Raw genomic sequence first — 14,616 nt, forward strand, 5'->3', positions numbered from 1 at the left:
TGGCGGTACAAAAATTGTTAATTATTCAGTGTCCTCTTGACGGGTAGCACACCAATTCACGCTCGGGACAACAGCGAGTTCTTAAAAAAGGTCAAAAAGAGCGGCTGTACCGTGATCAGCGGCGGCCTCAACGGGGAAGAACAGAACACCAAGAAAATCAAGACCCTGTGCGGCGATTTGTACAAATCCCGGCAGATCCTAAACGAAGAAACCGGCGGCAGCATTCAAACCATTTACTGCCCGGGCATGAAGGGCAGCGCCTCGACGCTGAAGGCTGTCGCGGCGGGCGGTTATCAACAAATGGTGCTGCCGGCGGATGAAGACTTGATCAAAGCCAGCACCTTTGCGGACAGCGGCGAGGCGGCGGCCTACGTGCAGAACTTGACCGGCGAGCGTATTATTTTGATCAGCCTTGACGGCAAGGCAGACCCAGTCACGCAGGAACCGACGGTCGAACCGGCGACGCCGGCCATCGATAAACAGGAAGATTTGGACGACGGCAAGGCGAAGGCCGAGGAGACTGCGACAATCGACCAGGTGACCAAATGGATTTTGGATTCGCTGAGTGTGCAGAATGTGGACATTCAGCCGTTAAGCAGCTTAAAGGCGCAGAAGGCCTCTGACTTTATCGGCGCAAATCTTCAAGACAATTCGGATCAGGCCGTCTTGTACCGCAGCGCGCTGACCAACGAAAAACGGGTGGCGCTGTGCGTGCGCGGTATTGGCACCCGCGCCCAGTACGAAAAGCTGAAGAAGCTGTTGAAGCGCTACAAGGCCGACGCCGCCTTTTTCGTGATCGCCGCCACGGACGGGAATTTGAAAAAACAGATTCGAGCGGACGGGTACGCGCTGGAAAACGCGGGCAAGACTGGACGCGCCTCCGGCGATGTGCACAAAATGTATCAGGAAATCGACAGCGGCGCCCAGTCGCTGCAAAAAATCGGCGCCAACCCGAGCGCGTACCTGGTGTACGAGCCGAAATACCTGTCCCAGATCCGCGCGGCCTGCTTTGCGGCCGGACAGATTCCGGTTGAGCCGCAGAATCCTAAGCAAATCGCAAAGGGCGCCTTTTATCTCTACGACGCCCAGGATATATCTGACATTGAGAAGCTGTTGAAGACGGCTAAGCGCGAAGGGTATCACGTCGACAGCGTGGGTGACCTCATCGACAGCAGCGGCACGATCCCGGCATTGTCTAATGCGGATTTAACCAAGCGCAGGAATGCCAACGCCGGGAAAAGCGCCAAATACACGCAGACGGTGATGACGACGGAAAAGGCCCTCGGGCTGACCTTCGGCAATTTAAGTAATCAGGCTGTAGATTTGGACGTGGCCAACCGGCTCAAAAGCAGAGGAGCGAAGGGCACGTTCTTTGCGGCCTTTGACGAATTGCAGACGGATTCGGACACTGTCGAAAAGCTGATCGCGATGGGGGATGAAATCGGCATCGCCTACAACGAAAATACCGGCTATTCGGCCGATTACGACGGCATGGCCCGTTACCTTCACGACTGCCTGACCTATATGAAGTGGCGGTACGACAAGAAGCCGAAAGTCATCATGCTGCCGGAGGACTGCGCGAGAAACAAGAGCGTACTGGAAGCGGTCCACGCCTACCATTTGAAGGCGGTCGGCGCTTCTAAAAGTTTGATCACAAGCGGGACGGAAAATACGACAGACGCCACGCTGCCTCAGGTTTTGGGCAAATTACAGTCTGTGCGATTTACGCGGGGCGGCCTGGAATACATCAATTTAGGCTATTATGTCAACGACCAAGACAAACAAATCGGCGAGAAAACCATCATGGGCGATTTGATCGATCAGGTGATCGATCAGCACGTCGACGCCATTGCCTTTGTCTCGCCGACAACCAACAAAATCGAGGACGGCAGCCGCTACCGGCTTAAGACGGTGAGCAGCCTGCTCGCGTCAAAGAAGGTGTATCGCCTTTCCGCGAAAAAACAGACCGCAGTCACCAGTCATAAAGACGTGCTGGGCAGGATGGGCAGTTCCAAAAAACAGTTTGCGTACATGAAAAACCACTACGTCGGCAGCAATTTCGTCGTCAACGCGAAGAAGCTGCCGGGCTTCAGTGCCAGTGAAATTAGACAGCTGGACAAGGTCGGCCGCCTGACCGACGACAGGGTGCTGTTTTTGACTTTTGACGACTGGGGCACCGACCAGTCGATCAATAAGATTCTCTACGTGCTCAAAAAATATCACGTCAAAGCCACTTTCTTCGTCTTGACTCAGCACGTCGACGAGAATCCCAACCTGCTTCGGGCGATTGCGATGGACGGCCACGAAATCGCTTGCCATTCCAATACCCACGTGCCCCTTTCTGACGCCAACGCAGATTACACCCAGTACACGTCGCTGACAAAGAAAGAACAACAATTGATGCGCAAGGATTTGGTCACGTCCTACGCCAAATTGAATCACTACGTTGGGGACGTCAAAGTCGGCGGCAAAAAGGCGCTGTCCCAAGATTTCAGACCGCCGACCTTGGCGGTCAGCAAGGCGGGGCTCTACGAGGTGTTCGACGTGGGCTTTAACTACGCGATTTCAGGCGACGTGTCGACGAACGACTACAAGCGCACGGATCTCAGCGCCTACCTGAACGCGATGCGCAACGGGTCGCCATCAGACGAAGATGATTTTAAAGTGAAAAACGGCAGCGTGATCGTCATGCACATGACGGAAAACGCGAAATACACCGCGCAGATGCTGGACGAAATGATTCCGCAATGGCAGCAGGAGGGCTATCATTTTGCAAGGGTGGACGATTACGTCAGCCAATTTAAACCAAGAGGAAAGCGGGAGAGAAATTGAAACATAACGAACAAGAGGACGTACTGACACAGATCAAAAAAGACCGCCGGCTGCTTTCCCACGTGCCCGACCCAACGGGCGAGCGGTCGGCGTCCGATCGGCGCGGCTGGAAAGGTCAAGGGCAGATCACGGATGAAAACGCGTGGATCGCGCAGCAGAAGAAAGGCATCCGCTATCTCGGCGATTTCAAGGTGAGGGTGATTCTGAGCGGCGGCACGGCATTAGAGGGGCGGAGCGTCGACATCTCAGACACGGGCATTTTGATCCGCTTCCCTGAACAAAAGGACTACGAATGGGTCAAAAAAGAAAAACAGGTCACCCTGCAGTTCCGCGTGCCGCCGGGCGCCATGCCGGAAGGGCACGAGACGAAATTCAAGATTCCGGCTTCGAGAATTCGGCAGGTTGACGACGCGCAGCAGATCGCCTTTCAATTTACCGAAGACCTCCAGACCTTTAAGCGGCGGCATCGGGACCGCTACCTGCTGCTGATGTCCGCGGCCAGTCTGGGACTGGTCAGCCTGTGCGTGGTGCTGATGCGCGCGGAGTCGGTGATCTACTTCAAATACAACGCGGTTTTGTACATGTACTCCTTGATCGCCGCGATGTTTTTGCTGTCACGGTATTTCTTCGGCATGCTGTACAAGCCGGTGCCCATCGATCCGGACTTCACGCCGTCGGTGACCGTCATCATTCCGTGCTTCAACGAAGAGGAATGGATTCAGACCACGATTTTGTCCTGCTTCGATCAGGATTACCCGCCGGACAAGCTGAAGGTCATTGTGGTAGACGACTGCTCGACCGACCACTCGGTTGAAAAAATTAAAGAAATCGTCGACGAGCTGACCGAAGAGGAGGGGGCTCGGTACGACGTGGGCCATCGGCTCAAGTATTTCGTCCAGCCGCAAAACGCCGGCAAGCGCGCGGCGCTGGTGCGCGGGGTCGAAAACACCGACACCGATTTGGTCATGTTTGTAGACAGCGACTCCTTTCTCGATCCCTACGCGGTCAGAAATCTCGTGCAGCCCTTTAAGGAACCGAAAATGGGCGGCTGTGCCGGCCGGTGCGATGTCGCCAACACCTACACCAATTCCCTGACCAAGATGCAGTCGGTGCGGTATTACATCGCCTTTCGGATCATGAAAGCGGCCGAAGGCTATTTCGACGCGGTGACCTGTTTGAGCGGGCCGCTGTCCTGCTACCGCCGGGACATTGTCATGCACTACAAAGACGCGTGGATCAATCAGCGCTTCCTTGGCCACAAGGCGACCTTTGGTGACGACCGGGCGATGACCAATTTTGTGCTCCGCCATCACCAATGCACCTACCAGGACACGGCCGTCTGCTCGACCATCGTACCCAAGGCTCACCGGGTCTTTTTGAAGCAGCAGATGCGCTGGAAGCGCTCGTGGCTCAGAGAGTCGCTGAGTGCGGGGACCTTCATGTGGCGCAAGGAGCCCTTCGCGATGATCAATTTCTACATCGGGCTCGTGGTGCCGATGCTGGCGCCGGCCATCGTCGTTTACAATCTGATGTATGTGCCCTTCACCCAGCACATTTTCCCAAAAACCTTCCTGATGGGGCTGCTATTGATGTCGATGATGATGTCGATCGCCCAGCTGTTTTTCAGAAAGAGCAGTACCTGGCTGTTCGGCTTTTGGTTCTGCGTGTACTACGAATTGGTACTGCTGTGGCAGATGCCGATCGCGTGGTTCACCTTCTGGAAGTCCACCTGGGGCACTCGGATGACGCCGAGCGACGTGAAGGCTAAGGCGAAGCGCGACGAAAAGAAAAAGAAAAAAATACAAAAGAGAGAGCGGAAATAAGCGAGCATGAAGGATAAAAAAAGAAAGTTTCTGTTTTATTCAATCGAAACGCGCAAGGACGTCGTCAAAATCCTGCGGACCTGCCTGGAAATTTTGATCATCGTCCTTGTGGCCTGGATGGTTTCGCGGGCGCTGATTGTCTCTAAAACTTACAAGCCCTACGACAAAACAGACCCAAAGATCGTGTCCGGGAAGGACCATGGCTTCATCGCGCTGTCTTACTTCGGCGTCGCCCGGACCGGCACCAGCCAGCTGATTGCCTTGAAACGGCTCGATGAAGAGCTGACGGCGCTGAAAAAGCTCGGCTACGTGACGGTGACCCAGGAGGATGTGGAAAATTACTATTACTACGGCAAGCCTCTGCCGGACAAGGCCGTGTTTCTCTTGTTTGAGGACGGCCGGAAGGACACGGTGCTGTTCACGGAGAAGCTCCTCGAAAAGCTCAACGACAAGGCCTCAATCTTGACCTACGCTGAAAAATTCGAACACAACGACGAAAAATTCGTCTCACCGGAGGATTTAAAAAAGCTGGAGGCGGAAGGCTTCTGGGAGCTGGGGACCAATGGCTACCGGCTGTCGTACATCAACACCTACGACCGCTACAACCGTTTTTTGGGTCAGTTGGATTCCCGGGAATTTGTCGAAATCAATCAATACATCGACCGGGACTACAACCATTACCTGATGGACTACATCCGAGACAAAGACCGCGTCCCGACGGAGAGCACGGACGAAATGAATCACCGCGTCACCCGGGATTACGACCTGATGGAAAAGATTTACAAAAAGCGGGTCGGCTACGTGCCCGATCTCTACTGTCTGATGCATTCCAATACGGGGCGCTACGGCAACAACCCCAGCGTGTCTGAGGCGAACGCGGAAAATCTGGAAGGCCTGTTCAAAATGAACATCAACCGGGAAGGCTTTTCCTACAACAATAAAAAGTCGTCCATTTACGACCTTACGCGGCTGGAGCCCCAGCCCTGGTGGTACACCAACCATCTGCTGATGCGCATCCGAGACGATCTGCCGAAAAAAGACCGGCACAACATCGTCTTTGAAAAGGGCGACCGGAAGGGCTTTGCCAAATGGCGGCTCGTTCAGGGCGCGGCGGAATTTAAACACAACCTGATCGCGCTGACCTCGGAATCGCGGTCCAAAGGCGTTTTGATCCTCAAGAAAACGAAGTGCCAGGACATGAAGTTGAGCTGCCGGCTGAAGGGCAACAAAATCGGCGGGCAGACGATTTATATGCGCACCGGCGGCGCTTACAGCGCCAAGCGCGCCTTCAAGCGTTACCTATCGGTGTCGGTTGAAAACAACGTGCTGTACGTCAGAGAACGGGGCAAAAACGGTACGCGCACGCTGCTGACCCAGGACATGTACAAGCTGCACGACACCCATCCGGTTTCGGTGCCCGAGGACAGTCAGGCCGCCCATGTGGCCGAGCTCAAGGTGCGCGGCAAGTTTTCGAGAGACAACCTGACCGCGGGCCTGTATCGGCTCAAGGCTTCGCGGGTGGCGCGGGAAAAGGTGCCGAGCGTCAAGGACGGCGCGAAGGAATACATACCGGAGCTTCAAATCAGCGATCCCGGCGACGTCAAGGTCGAAGTCACCTTGCGGGGGGACCGGATGGCAATCCGCGTGGACAATATCGAGCTGGCTGACGACCTTCGCGTTTCGGATACGGCCAGCGGCGGCATCGCGTTGGAAAGCAAGTTCGGCGGTTTCCAGAAGAGCCAGCGGAACATCGCCGACGACGTGTACGACGGCGCTTTTGAAAATCTGACCATTTCGCCGGTTTCTCCGGGGGAACCTTATTACGACTACACCTATCACGGCTTTGCGAAGCTGGGCCACGGCATCAGCCTCGCCTGGAACGCGACGGTGAATTGGTTTATCGATCATTTGTAAAGAGGAGATGTTGAAATTAGAGGAGTGAGCATGAAATCAACGAGAAATCATAAGAAGCGTGCAAAGATCAAAAGGTGCGCCGCGGCGGCATTGGCCGCCGCCCTGTGTTTGATGACCCTTGGCGCCTGCGGCAGCAAAAGTGAGACGACGACCACGTCCGCAGCGACCGGGCGCCAGGAACAGACCCAGGAAATCAAGAGTCTGAGCCGCAATGGCAGAACCCTCGGAACGTGGACTGTGTACTGGGATGGCGGCGGCGCGGTGCGGACCCTTGCGAAAAACGCCGGCCGCATCGACAGCGTGGGCGTGTTCGCGGCCGATTACCCGGACGGCAAAACCCTGACGCTGCCCGAAAAATCGGCCAGTACGGTCGGTCAGATCAAGGCGTCCGAGACGTTAAAGCAGATGCCGGTGTATTTGTCCGTCGTCAACGACACGAAGGATGAAGAAAAGAGCGTCACTTTGCTCAATCATTTGATCGGGACGTCGAGTCAGGCCGAGGCGTCGGCGAACGCCATTGTGGATATGGCCAAAAGCTACAATTGTGACGGGGTCGAGATCGACTTTGAAAAAATCCGAAAGGATACGGCACTTTGGGCGCGGTTCGTCGATTTTGAAAACCGTCTGATCGCTGAGTGCAATGCAAACGGCTTGAAGCTGCGCATCGTGCTGGAAACGCTGACGCCGATGGAAAGCATCAATCTGCCGTCGGGTCCGGAATACGTGGTGATGTGCTACAACCTTTACGGCAACGGGACGAAGCCGGGGCCCAAGGCTGACCGCGCGTTTTTGAAGGAAACCGCAGGCCGGTTTGAAAAGCTCGGCAACGTGACCTACGCGCTGGCCAACGGCGGCTTTAATTTCAAAGGGTCGCAGCAGGCTGAGGCGGTGACCGCGGACGAAGCGGCCGCGCTGATGAAAAAGCACGACGCGAAGCCGAAACGGGACAAGGACAGCGGGGCGCTGTACTTCAAGTACGGCAGCCACACGGTGTGGTACGCCGACGCCAAAACCCTGTCCACCTGGGCAGAGACCTTGGATCAGGCGGCCAATCGAAAGGTGACGGTCGCGCTCTGGCGGCTTTGAGCGCTTTGATTGAAATGGAGAGGGAATCGTCTATGAATCTATACGAAAAACTGCGGCAGCGTCAAACCCGCCTGGCGGTGGTCGGATTGGGCTATGTCGGGATGCCGATCGCGCTGGCCTACGCGGCCAAGGGCATCGATGTCGTCGGCTTTGACATCAACGCGGAAAAAATCGACTTGTACAAAAAGGGCATCGATCCGACCGACGAGGTCGGCAATCGTGCGATCGCCGAGACTTCGGTGCAATTTACAGCTGATGAGATAGACCTGCGCTCGGCCCAATTCTTTATTGTCGCGGTGCCGACACCGATCAATTTAGACCACACGCCGGACTTGACGCCAGTCAAGGCGGCGGCGGAGCTGGTCGGCCGCAACTTGAGCTGCGGGTCGGTCGTCGTGTTCGAATCCACCGTGTATCCCGGTGTCACGGAGAACATCTGTGCGCCGATCATCGAGACTCAGTCGGGGCTGAAATGTGGAAGTGAATGGAAAATCGGCTACAGTCCGGAGCGCATCAATCCAGGCGACAAGGTGCACCGCCTTGCGAACATTAAAAAAATTGTATCCGGCATGGACGCGGATGCTCTTCACACGATCGAGCAGGTTTACGGCATTGTCATCGAAGCGGGAACCTACGCCGTATCCAACATTAAGACGGCCGAGGCAGTGAAAGTCGTCGAAAACAGCCAGCGGGATATCAACATCGCCTTCATGAACGAGCTGGCCATGGTGTTTGACCGGATGGGCATCGACACCAACGAGGTCGTCGACGGGATGAACACAAAGTGGAATGCCCTGGGCTTCAGGCCGGGGCTGGTCGGCGGGCATTGTATCGGGGTCGATCCCTATTACTTTATCTACGAGGCGGAAAAGCTCGGCTATCACAGCCGGATTGTGCTGGCCGGCCGAGAAGTCAACGACGGGATGGCGGCCTTTGTCGCGCAGGCGGCCATTAAACAGGCGGTTCTCGCCGGGCTGGCGGTTAAGAAGTGCCGATTCGTGATTTTGGGCTTGACTTTCAAGGAAAACTGCCCGGACATCCGAAACAGCAAGGTGAAGGACATCATCAAAGAGCTGCAGCAGTACGGGGTCGATCCCCTCGTCTGCGATCCCTGGGCGGACCCAGAGGCAGCGCGGCGCGAATACGGTGTGACCCTGACGCCGCTGGAATCGGTCCAAAACGCGGACTGCATCATTGCAGCGGTGGCCCACGATACGTTCAAGGCCCTCGATGTCGAGGCTTTGAACAAAATGTACAAGCCCGGAGGCGAAAAGATCTTAATCGACGTCAAGGGCATCTACGACAGCAAAGCGCTGACAGACGCGGGTTTTAGAATTTGGCGGTTGTGATCTGGTGAGCTGCCGCCCCTGACAATCAACACCAAACAAAACAGACTGGAAGTGCAGATAAATCTGCGGCTTTCAGCCTGTTTTTTATGCGCCAGATGCTGTGGCTTCGGGATGGAATCAAGCATAGCAGATCACCCTTGCGTTTTTCACCAAAATGCGCTACAATATTATCGACATATGTCGGAAATGAGGTGAGGATGTGGCGAGACCCACGAAATGCAGACGGATCTGCAGGCGGCCGGGCTGGGCGCGGTTCGCGCCGGACGGGGAATGTCCCGAAGGCGAGATCGTGCTGACCCTGGACGAATACGAGGCCATTCGGCTGATCGACCTTGAGGGCCGCACCCACGCCGAATGTGCGCAGCAGATGGGCATCTCCCGGACGACGGTGACGGAGATTTACGAGAGTGCCCGCCATAAAATCGCCGAGGCTATCGTCGGCGGCATGACGCTGACCATCGACGGCGGCCACGTCAAATTGTGCGACGGGACGGCCCTCGGCTGCTGCGGCCGGCCTCATTGTTGGAGAGCAGATACTCGGCTAATTAAAAAGATCAAGCGAAAGGAAGACAATCAGATGAGAATAGCGGTAACGTACGACAACGGCCAGATTTTTCAGCATTTTGGCCGGACAGAGGCCTTTAAGGTTTACGACGTCGAAGACGGCAGGGTGGTCAACGCCCAGGTCACAGGCACCGGCGGGCAGGGCCACGGCGCACTGGCCGGGCTTTTGGCGCAGTTGGATGCGGACGTGCTGATCTGCGGCGGCATTGGCGGCGGCGCTCAAAACGCGCTGGCCCAGATGGGGATTCAGCTTTACGGCGGCGTTTCAGGTGACGCGGACGCGGCGGTGGACGCCCTGCTCAAGGGTGAACTCAGCTACAATCCGGACGTGCACTGTGATCACCACGGCGAAGGCCACCAATGCGGGCATCACCACCACAAAGAAGGCGGCGGCCACACCTGCTGCCACTGATCCAGCGAAACAGACAGCTCTGCGGGGCTGTCTTTTTTTGCACCGTTTTTCTTGAATTTTAAAATCAACTGTGATAGACTAGCCGGAAAATTTATACAAAACCGAAGAAGAGGCGAATGAAAATGCAAAATATAAAGAAAATCGGATGGATCGGGACGGGCGTCATGGGCGCGCCGATGGCCGGCCGGCTGATGGACGCAGGCTACACCCTGACGGTCTACAACAGAACCCAGGCCAAGGCGGAAGCGCTGATTCAAAAGGGCGCGCGCTGGGCGGACAGCCCGTCGGCATGTGCTGCGGGCCAGGACGTGGTCTTCACGATGGTTGGCTTCCCGAAGGATGTCGAAGAGGTCTATTTCGGGACCGATGACGACGCGGGCGCGATCGCCGCGGCGGACGAAGACACGATCTTCGTCGACATGACGACGACTCGGCCGAGCCTGTCGGTGAAAATTGCCGAAGCCGCGGCGAAGCGCGGCTGTGCGGCGGTGGACGCCCCGGTTTCCGGCGGGGATGTCGGCGCCCAGAACGGCACGCTGTCGATCATGGCCGGCGGAGATGCGGACGCGGTTGAAGCCGTCCGTCCGGTGCTCGCGCACCTGGGCACGCAGATTCTGCTGGAAGGCGGCCCGGGCACCGGGCAGCACACGAAGATGGCCAACCAGATCGCGCTGGCCGGCACGGTGACCGGCGTCTGCGAAGCGGTGAAATACGGCCAGACCGTCGGCCTCGACGTCGACAAGATGCTCAAGAGCATCGGCGGCGGCGCGGCGGGCAGCTGGCAGATGGCCAACCTTGGGCCGAAAATGGCGGCCGGCGATTTCGCACCGGGCTTTTTCGTCAAGCATCTGATCAAGGACTTGTCCATCGCCAGTGACGAAGCGGAAGACCGGGAACTGCACCTCGAAGTGCTCAACACCGTGCTGTCGATGTACAAGGATCTGCGCCGCCAGGGCATGGGCGAGCTCGGCACCCAGGCGATCATCGCCTATTACGACGCCAAGGGCGGGAAAGCGGATTTCGATGAATAAGGAACAGCGCCGCCGCCTGCTTTTGATTTTCGGGCTGATTTTGGCGGCGATTCTCGTGCCGCTGATTCTCGGCATCGTCGGCATCGTCCTGATCCGCTCGACCAAGGTGCTCACGGTGCTCGTCGTCGTGCTGATCGCGGCGGCAGCCGTCATCGCCTGGCGGGGCGGCGTCGGCCGAAGCGACAGAGAGCGCGGCATTCGACGCAAAGAAGAAAAAGAAAAGACAGACCACAACGGACGATAAGTGTGCATATCCGTCATCGGCAGGGCCGGTGGCGGATTTTTTATAATATTTGACATAAATTCAGGGTAAAAATTTAACAAGCGGTTGATTATCTCTTACGCTTCCTATAATATATAAAACCAATAGGTTTAATAAATAGTTATCACTACAGATGAAAACCGACAAACGAAGAGGAGAATCACATGAGTAAGCATCAACATCATCATCCGCACATTTTTGATCCGAAAAACGAGGCTGAATATTTAAAGGGCCATTCCCACGCCAAGGGGGACCACAGCCACCGCCCAATCATTTTATTCGATAAAAACGGGATTCCGAAGGTGGTGGATCACGAACACGATCACACGACGGACGCCGATTATCAGGACGACTACATGAAGGCCGTCGCGGCGTACAAGAAAACCTTCCCGGATAAGGCGCGCCAGATGGAAGAAACGCCGGACCCGGCCGTTCGGGAAATGGTGCGCAGGATGGACGACCTCGGCATCGATTGCGTCTTTGACCGGTTTGACGCCCAGAAGCCCCAGTGCAATTTCGGCATCGCGGGGATCTGCTGCAAGAACTGCCTGATGGGGCCGTGCCGGATCACGCCGAAAGCGCCAAAGGGCGTCTGCGGCGCGGACGCGGACTTGATCGTCGCGCGCAACTTGTGCCGCATGGCCGCGGCCGGCGTCGCTCAGCACGGGATGCACGCCCGCGAAGTCATTTTGAATTTGATGTGGGCAGCGGAAGGCAAGCTAGACGTGCCGATCGAGGGGGAATACAAAATTAAGGCGACGGCGGAACAGTTCGGCATCAAGACGAAAAACCGCCAGCTGAAAAACATCACGATCGATCTCTGCAAGGTGCTCCTCGACGATTTGTCGACGCCTCATCCGGGCCAGTACAAGACGATCGCGGCCTGCGCGCCGCCGGAACGCCAGAAGGTCTGGCAGGATCTGGATATCATCCCGGTCAGCGCCTACCACGAAGCCTTTGAATCCAACCACATCACCGGCGTCGGCGTCAACGGCGACTGGAAGAGCGTCATGCAGCAGATGCTGCGGGACGGCCTGGCCTTTACCTTCAGCACGGTGCTCGGCGCGTCCATCGCGACGGACAGCCTGCTGGGTGTCGGCGACCGCGCGACAGCGAAGGTCAACGTAGGGGCGTTAAAAAAAGATACGGTCAATATCGCGGTGCACGGCCACCTGCCGATGCTGGTTCGGGAAATCGTGCGCACCGGCCAGACCCAGAAGTTTATCGACAAAGCCAAGGCGGCCGGCGCCAAGGGCATCCAGTTCTACGGGATCTGCTGCTCCGGGCTTTCGGCCATGTACCGCTACGACGGGGTCATTCCGCTGTCCAACGCGATCAGCGCGGAAATGGTCATCACCACCGGCGCCCTCGACCTTTGGGTGGCCGACGTCCAGGAAGTCTACCCGGCGATTATGGACGTGGCCCACTGCTTCAAGACGACGGTTGTCACGACCCACGATTCCGGCCGGCTTCCGGGCGCGGAACACATCGGCTACGACCATCATCACACCAATATCGCCGAAACGAAGGCCATTGCGGAAAAAATCGTCGACCGGGCGATCGAAAGCTTTAAGAACCGCAGAGACGTGCCGGTGTCGATCCCGAATTACGAAATCACGGCGGACGTCGGCTTCTCGGTGGAATATTTCCAGAAGGCCTTCGGCGGCCTGCAGGATTTGGTCGACGCGGTGAAGGATGGGACGATCCGCGGCATCGTCAACCTTGTCGGCTGCACGAACCCGAGAGTCGTCTACGAAAAGACGATCGTCGACTACACCGACGTGATGCTCAAAAACAATTTCCTGATCCTGACCAACGGCTGCGCGTCCTACCCGCTCATCAAGCTGGGCTACGCCCAGGCGTCGGATCAGGCGTGGGATAAATGCGGCGATTCCCTGAAGGGGTGGCTGAAGGCGCACAATCTGCCGCCGGTGCTCCACGTCGGTGAATGCATCGACAACGCCCGCTCGACTGCCTTCTTCGGCGGCATCGCCGGGGCGCTGGGCATTCCGATCAAGGATATGCCTTACGCCTTTGCGTCCCCGGAATGGGCCAACGAAAAGGGCCTCGACGCGGCGCTGGCCTTCCGCCTGTTCGGCATCAGCTCCTACCACTGTGTCGAAGCGCCGATTTACGGCTCGAAGAACGTAACCGAGTACCTGAAATACGGCTCGAAGGCGGATTTAGGGTCGGTCATGGTCGTCGACGCCGACCCGGTAGCCCTCGGTGAAAAATGCGTCCGCGACGTGGAGGCGAAACGTGAAGCGCTTGGCTGGGACTGAGGGCCTCTCCATTGAACGGCCGCTGGCGGCGGGACTCGCCGCAGCCAAGGCCGTCATCGGGCGGGTGCCGATCAATTTAAGCGGCGTCATGCTCGCGGCCTTCGCCCTCGGCAACCTCCTTCAGAGCTTCGGTGAGGGCTGGCGGATCGCCTGCGGCGCCGCGGCGGGCTTTATGCTGGTGCTTTTACTGCTCAAGATGATCTTGTTTCCCCGGGCGCTGGTGGAAGATTTAAATCAGCCGGTGACGGCCGGGGTGGCCGGCACCTTCACGATGGGGTTGATGTTTTGCGCGGTCTATCTGACCCAATACTTCGGTGCCGCGTCCTTCGGGCTGTGGCTTTGGCAGACCGCGGTCGGCCTGCACGCGGTGCTGATGATTTACTACGTCTTCCGGTTTATCCGCCGGTTGAAGCTCGAACAGATTTACACAGTGTGCTTCATCGTGTTCGTCGGCTTCGCCGCGGCCGGCGTCACGGCGCCGGTGTTCGGCTATCAGGCGTCGGTGGGCACCTTCGCGTTCTGGTTCGGGCTCTGTGCCTTCGCCGTGCTGTTTGGCGTCGTCACGGTGCGGATGATCAAGTACAAGCCGGCTCAACCCCTGAAACCCCTGACGGCGATTTACACGGCGCCGCTGTCGCTGTGTATCGTGGCCTACATCCAGTCCGTCGCGGCCAAAAACCTGACGCTGCTCCTCGTTCTGCTGGTGATCGCCAGTGCGATTTACGTCTTTGCGCTGGTCTGCGCGCTGCGCTGCCTGACGCGCCCCTTTTACCCGAGCTGGGCGGGGATGACCTTCCCCTTTGTGATCTCGGCCAACGCCCTCAAGCAGAGCGCGGCCTGGGCCGCCGCCTCGGGGCACCCGCTGCCCCTCGCGCCGGTCGTGATGATCGAGACCGTGGTGGCCGGTTTCTTCGTCGTCTGCGTCGCCGTGCGCTACATGAGGCACATTTTCGCCGGCAAATGACGGCGTTCCCGCTGATTTCTCAGCGGGTTTTTAGTACCATATAAGTGTAGCAAGACAGAGAAGAAATTCTTTCATCCTGCTGCACTTATTTTTATAT

At 57.2% G+C, this 14,616-nt stretch carries 10 protein-coding genes; all 10 read left to right on the plus strand.

Annotated features, from left to right (window positions below; genetic code table 11):
* Positions 1–36: 36 nt before the first annotated feature.
* The 10 genes from QZX60_RS09105 (at position 37) to QZX60_RS09150 (ending at position 14,519) form a co-directional block, all read left to right on the plus strand.
* Positions 37–2,832: a polysaccharide deacetylase family protein gene (locus tag QZX60_RS09105; RefSeq protein WP_295364023.1), complete on the plus strand. Its 2,796-nt coding sequence runs from the start codon at positions 37–39 to the stop codon at positions 2,830–2,832.
* Positions 2,829–4,655, plus strand: a complete 1,827-nt coding sequence (locus QZX60_RS09110) for a glycosyltransferase (RefSeq protein ID WP_295364026.1) — start codon at positions 2,829–2,831, stop codon at positions 4,653–4,655. The genes QZX60_RS09105 and QZX60_RS09110 overlap by 4 nt, the downstream gene beginning before the upstream one ends.
* A 6-nt stretch (positions 4,656–4,661) precedes the next feature.
* Complete coding sequence (locus QZX60_RS09115; protein WP_295364028.1) at positions 4,662–6,569, plus strand: glycoside hydrolase; 1,908 nt, start codon at positions 4,662–4,664, stop codon at positions 6,567–6,569.
* A gap of 30 nt (positions 6,570–6,599) precedes the next feature.
* Positions 6,600–7,655: a glycosyl hydrolase family 18 protein gene (locus QZX60_RS09120; RefSeq protein WP_295364031.1), complete on the plus strand. Its 1,056-nt coding sequence runs from the start codon at positions 6,600–6,602 to the stop codon at positions 7,653–7,655.
* A gap of 32 nt (positions 7,656–7,687) precedes the next feature.
* Positions 7,688–9,004, plus strand: coding sequence for a nucleotide sugar dehydrogenase (locus tag QZX60_RS09125; RefSeq protein ID WP_295364034.1), 1,317 nt, complete (start codon positions 7,688–7,690; stop codon positions 9,002–9,004).
* Positions 9,005–9,203: 199 nt separating this feature from the next.
* Entirely contained in the window at positions 9,204–9,980 is a 777-nt protein-coding gene (locus QZX60_RS09130; RefSeq protein WP_295364037.1) for a NifB/NifX family molybdenum-iron cluster-binding protein, read from the plus strand.
* Between the two features lie 131 nt (positions 9,981–10,111).
* Complete coding sequence (locus tag QZX60_RS09135; RefSeq protein ID WP_295364048.1) at positions 10,112–11,011, plus strand: NAD(P)-dependent oxidoreductase; 900 nt, start codon at positions 10,112–10,114, stop codon at positions 11,009–11,011.
* Positions 11,004–11,255: a hypothetical protein gene (locus tag QZX60_RS09140; RefSeq protein WP_295364039.1), complete on the plus strand. Its 252-nt coding sequence runs from the start codon at positions 11,004–11,006 to the stop codon at positions 11,253–11,255. The genes QZX60_RS09135 and QZX60_RS09140 overlap by 8 nt, the downstream gene beginning before the upstream one ends.
* A 182-nt stretch (positions 11,256–11,437) precedes the next feature.
* A complete protein-coding gene (gene cooS / locus QZX60_RS09145; RefSeq protein ID WP_295364042.1) occupies positions 11,438–13,555 on the plus strand; it encodes an anaerobic carbon-monoxide dehydrogenase catalytic subunit in 2,118 nt (705 codons plus the stop codon).
* Positions 13,533–14,519, plus strand: a complete 987-nt coding sequence (locus tag QZX60_RS09150; protein WP_295364045.1) for a TDT family transporter — start codon at positions 13,533–13,535, stop codon at positions 14,517–14,519. The genes cooS and QZX60_RS09150 overlap by 23 nt, the downstream gene beginning before the upstream one ends.
* The last annotated feature ends 97 nt before the right edge of the window (positions 14,520–14,616 follow it).

The sequence above is a fragment of the uncultured Pseudoramibacter sp. genome (assembly GCF_903789625.1).
GTDB lineage: Bacteria > Bacillota > Clostridia > Eubacteriales > Eubacteriaceae > Pseudoramibacter > Pseudoramibacter fermentans.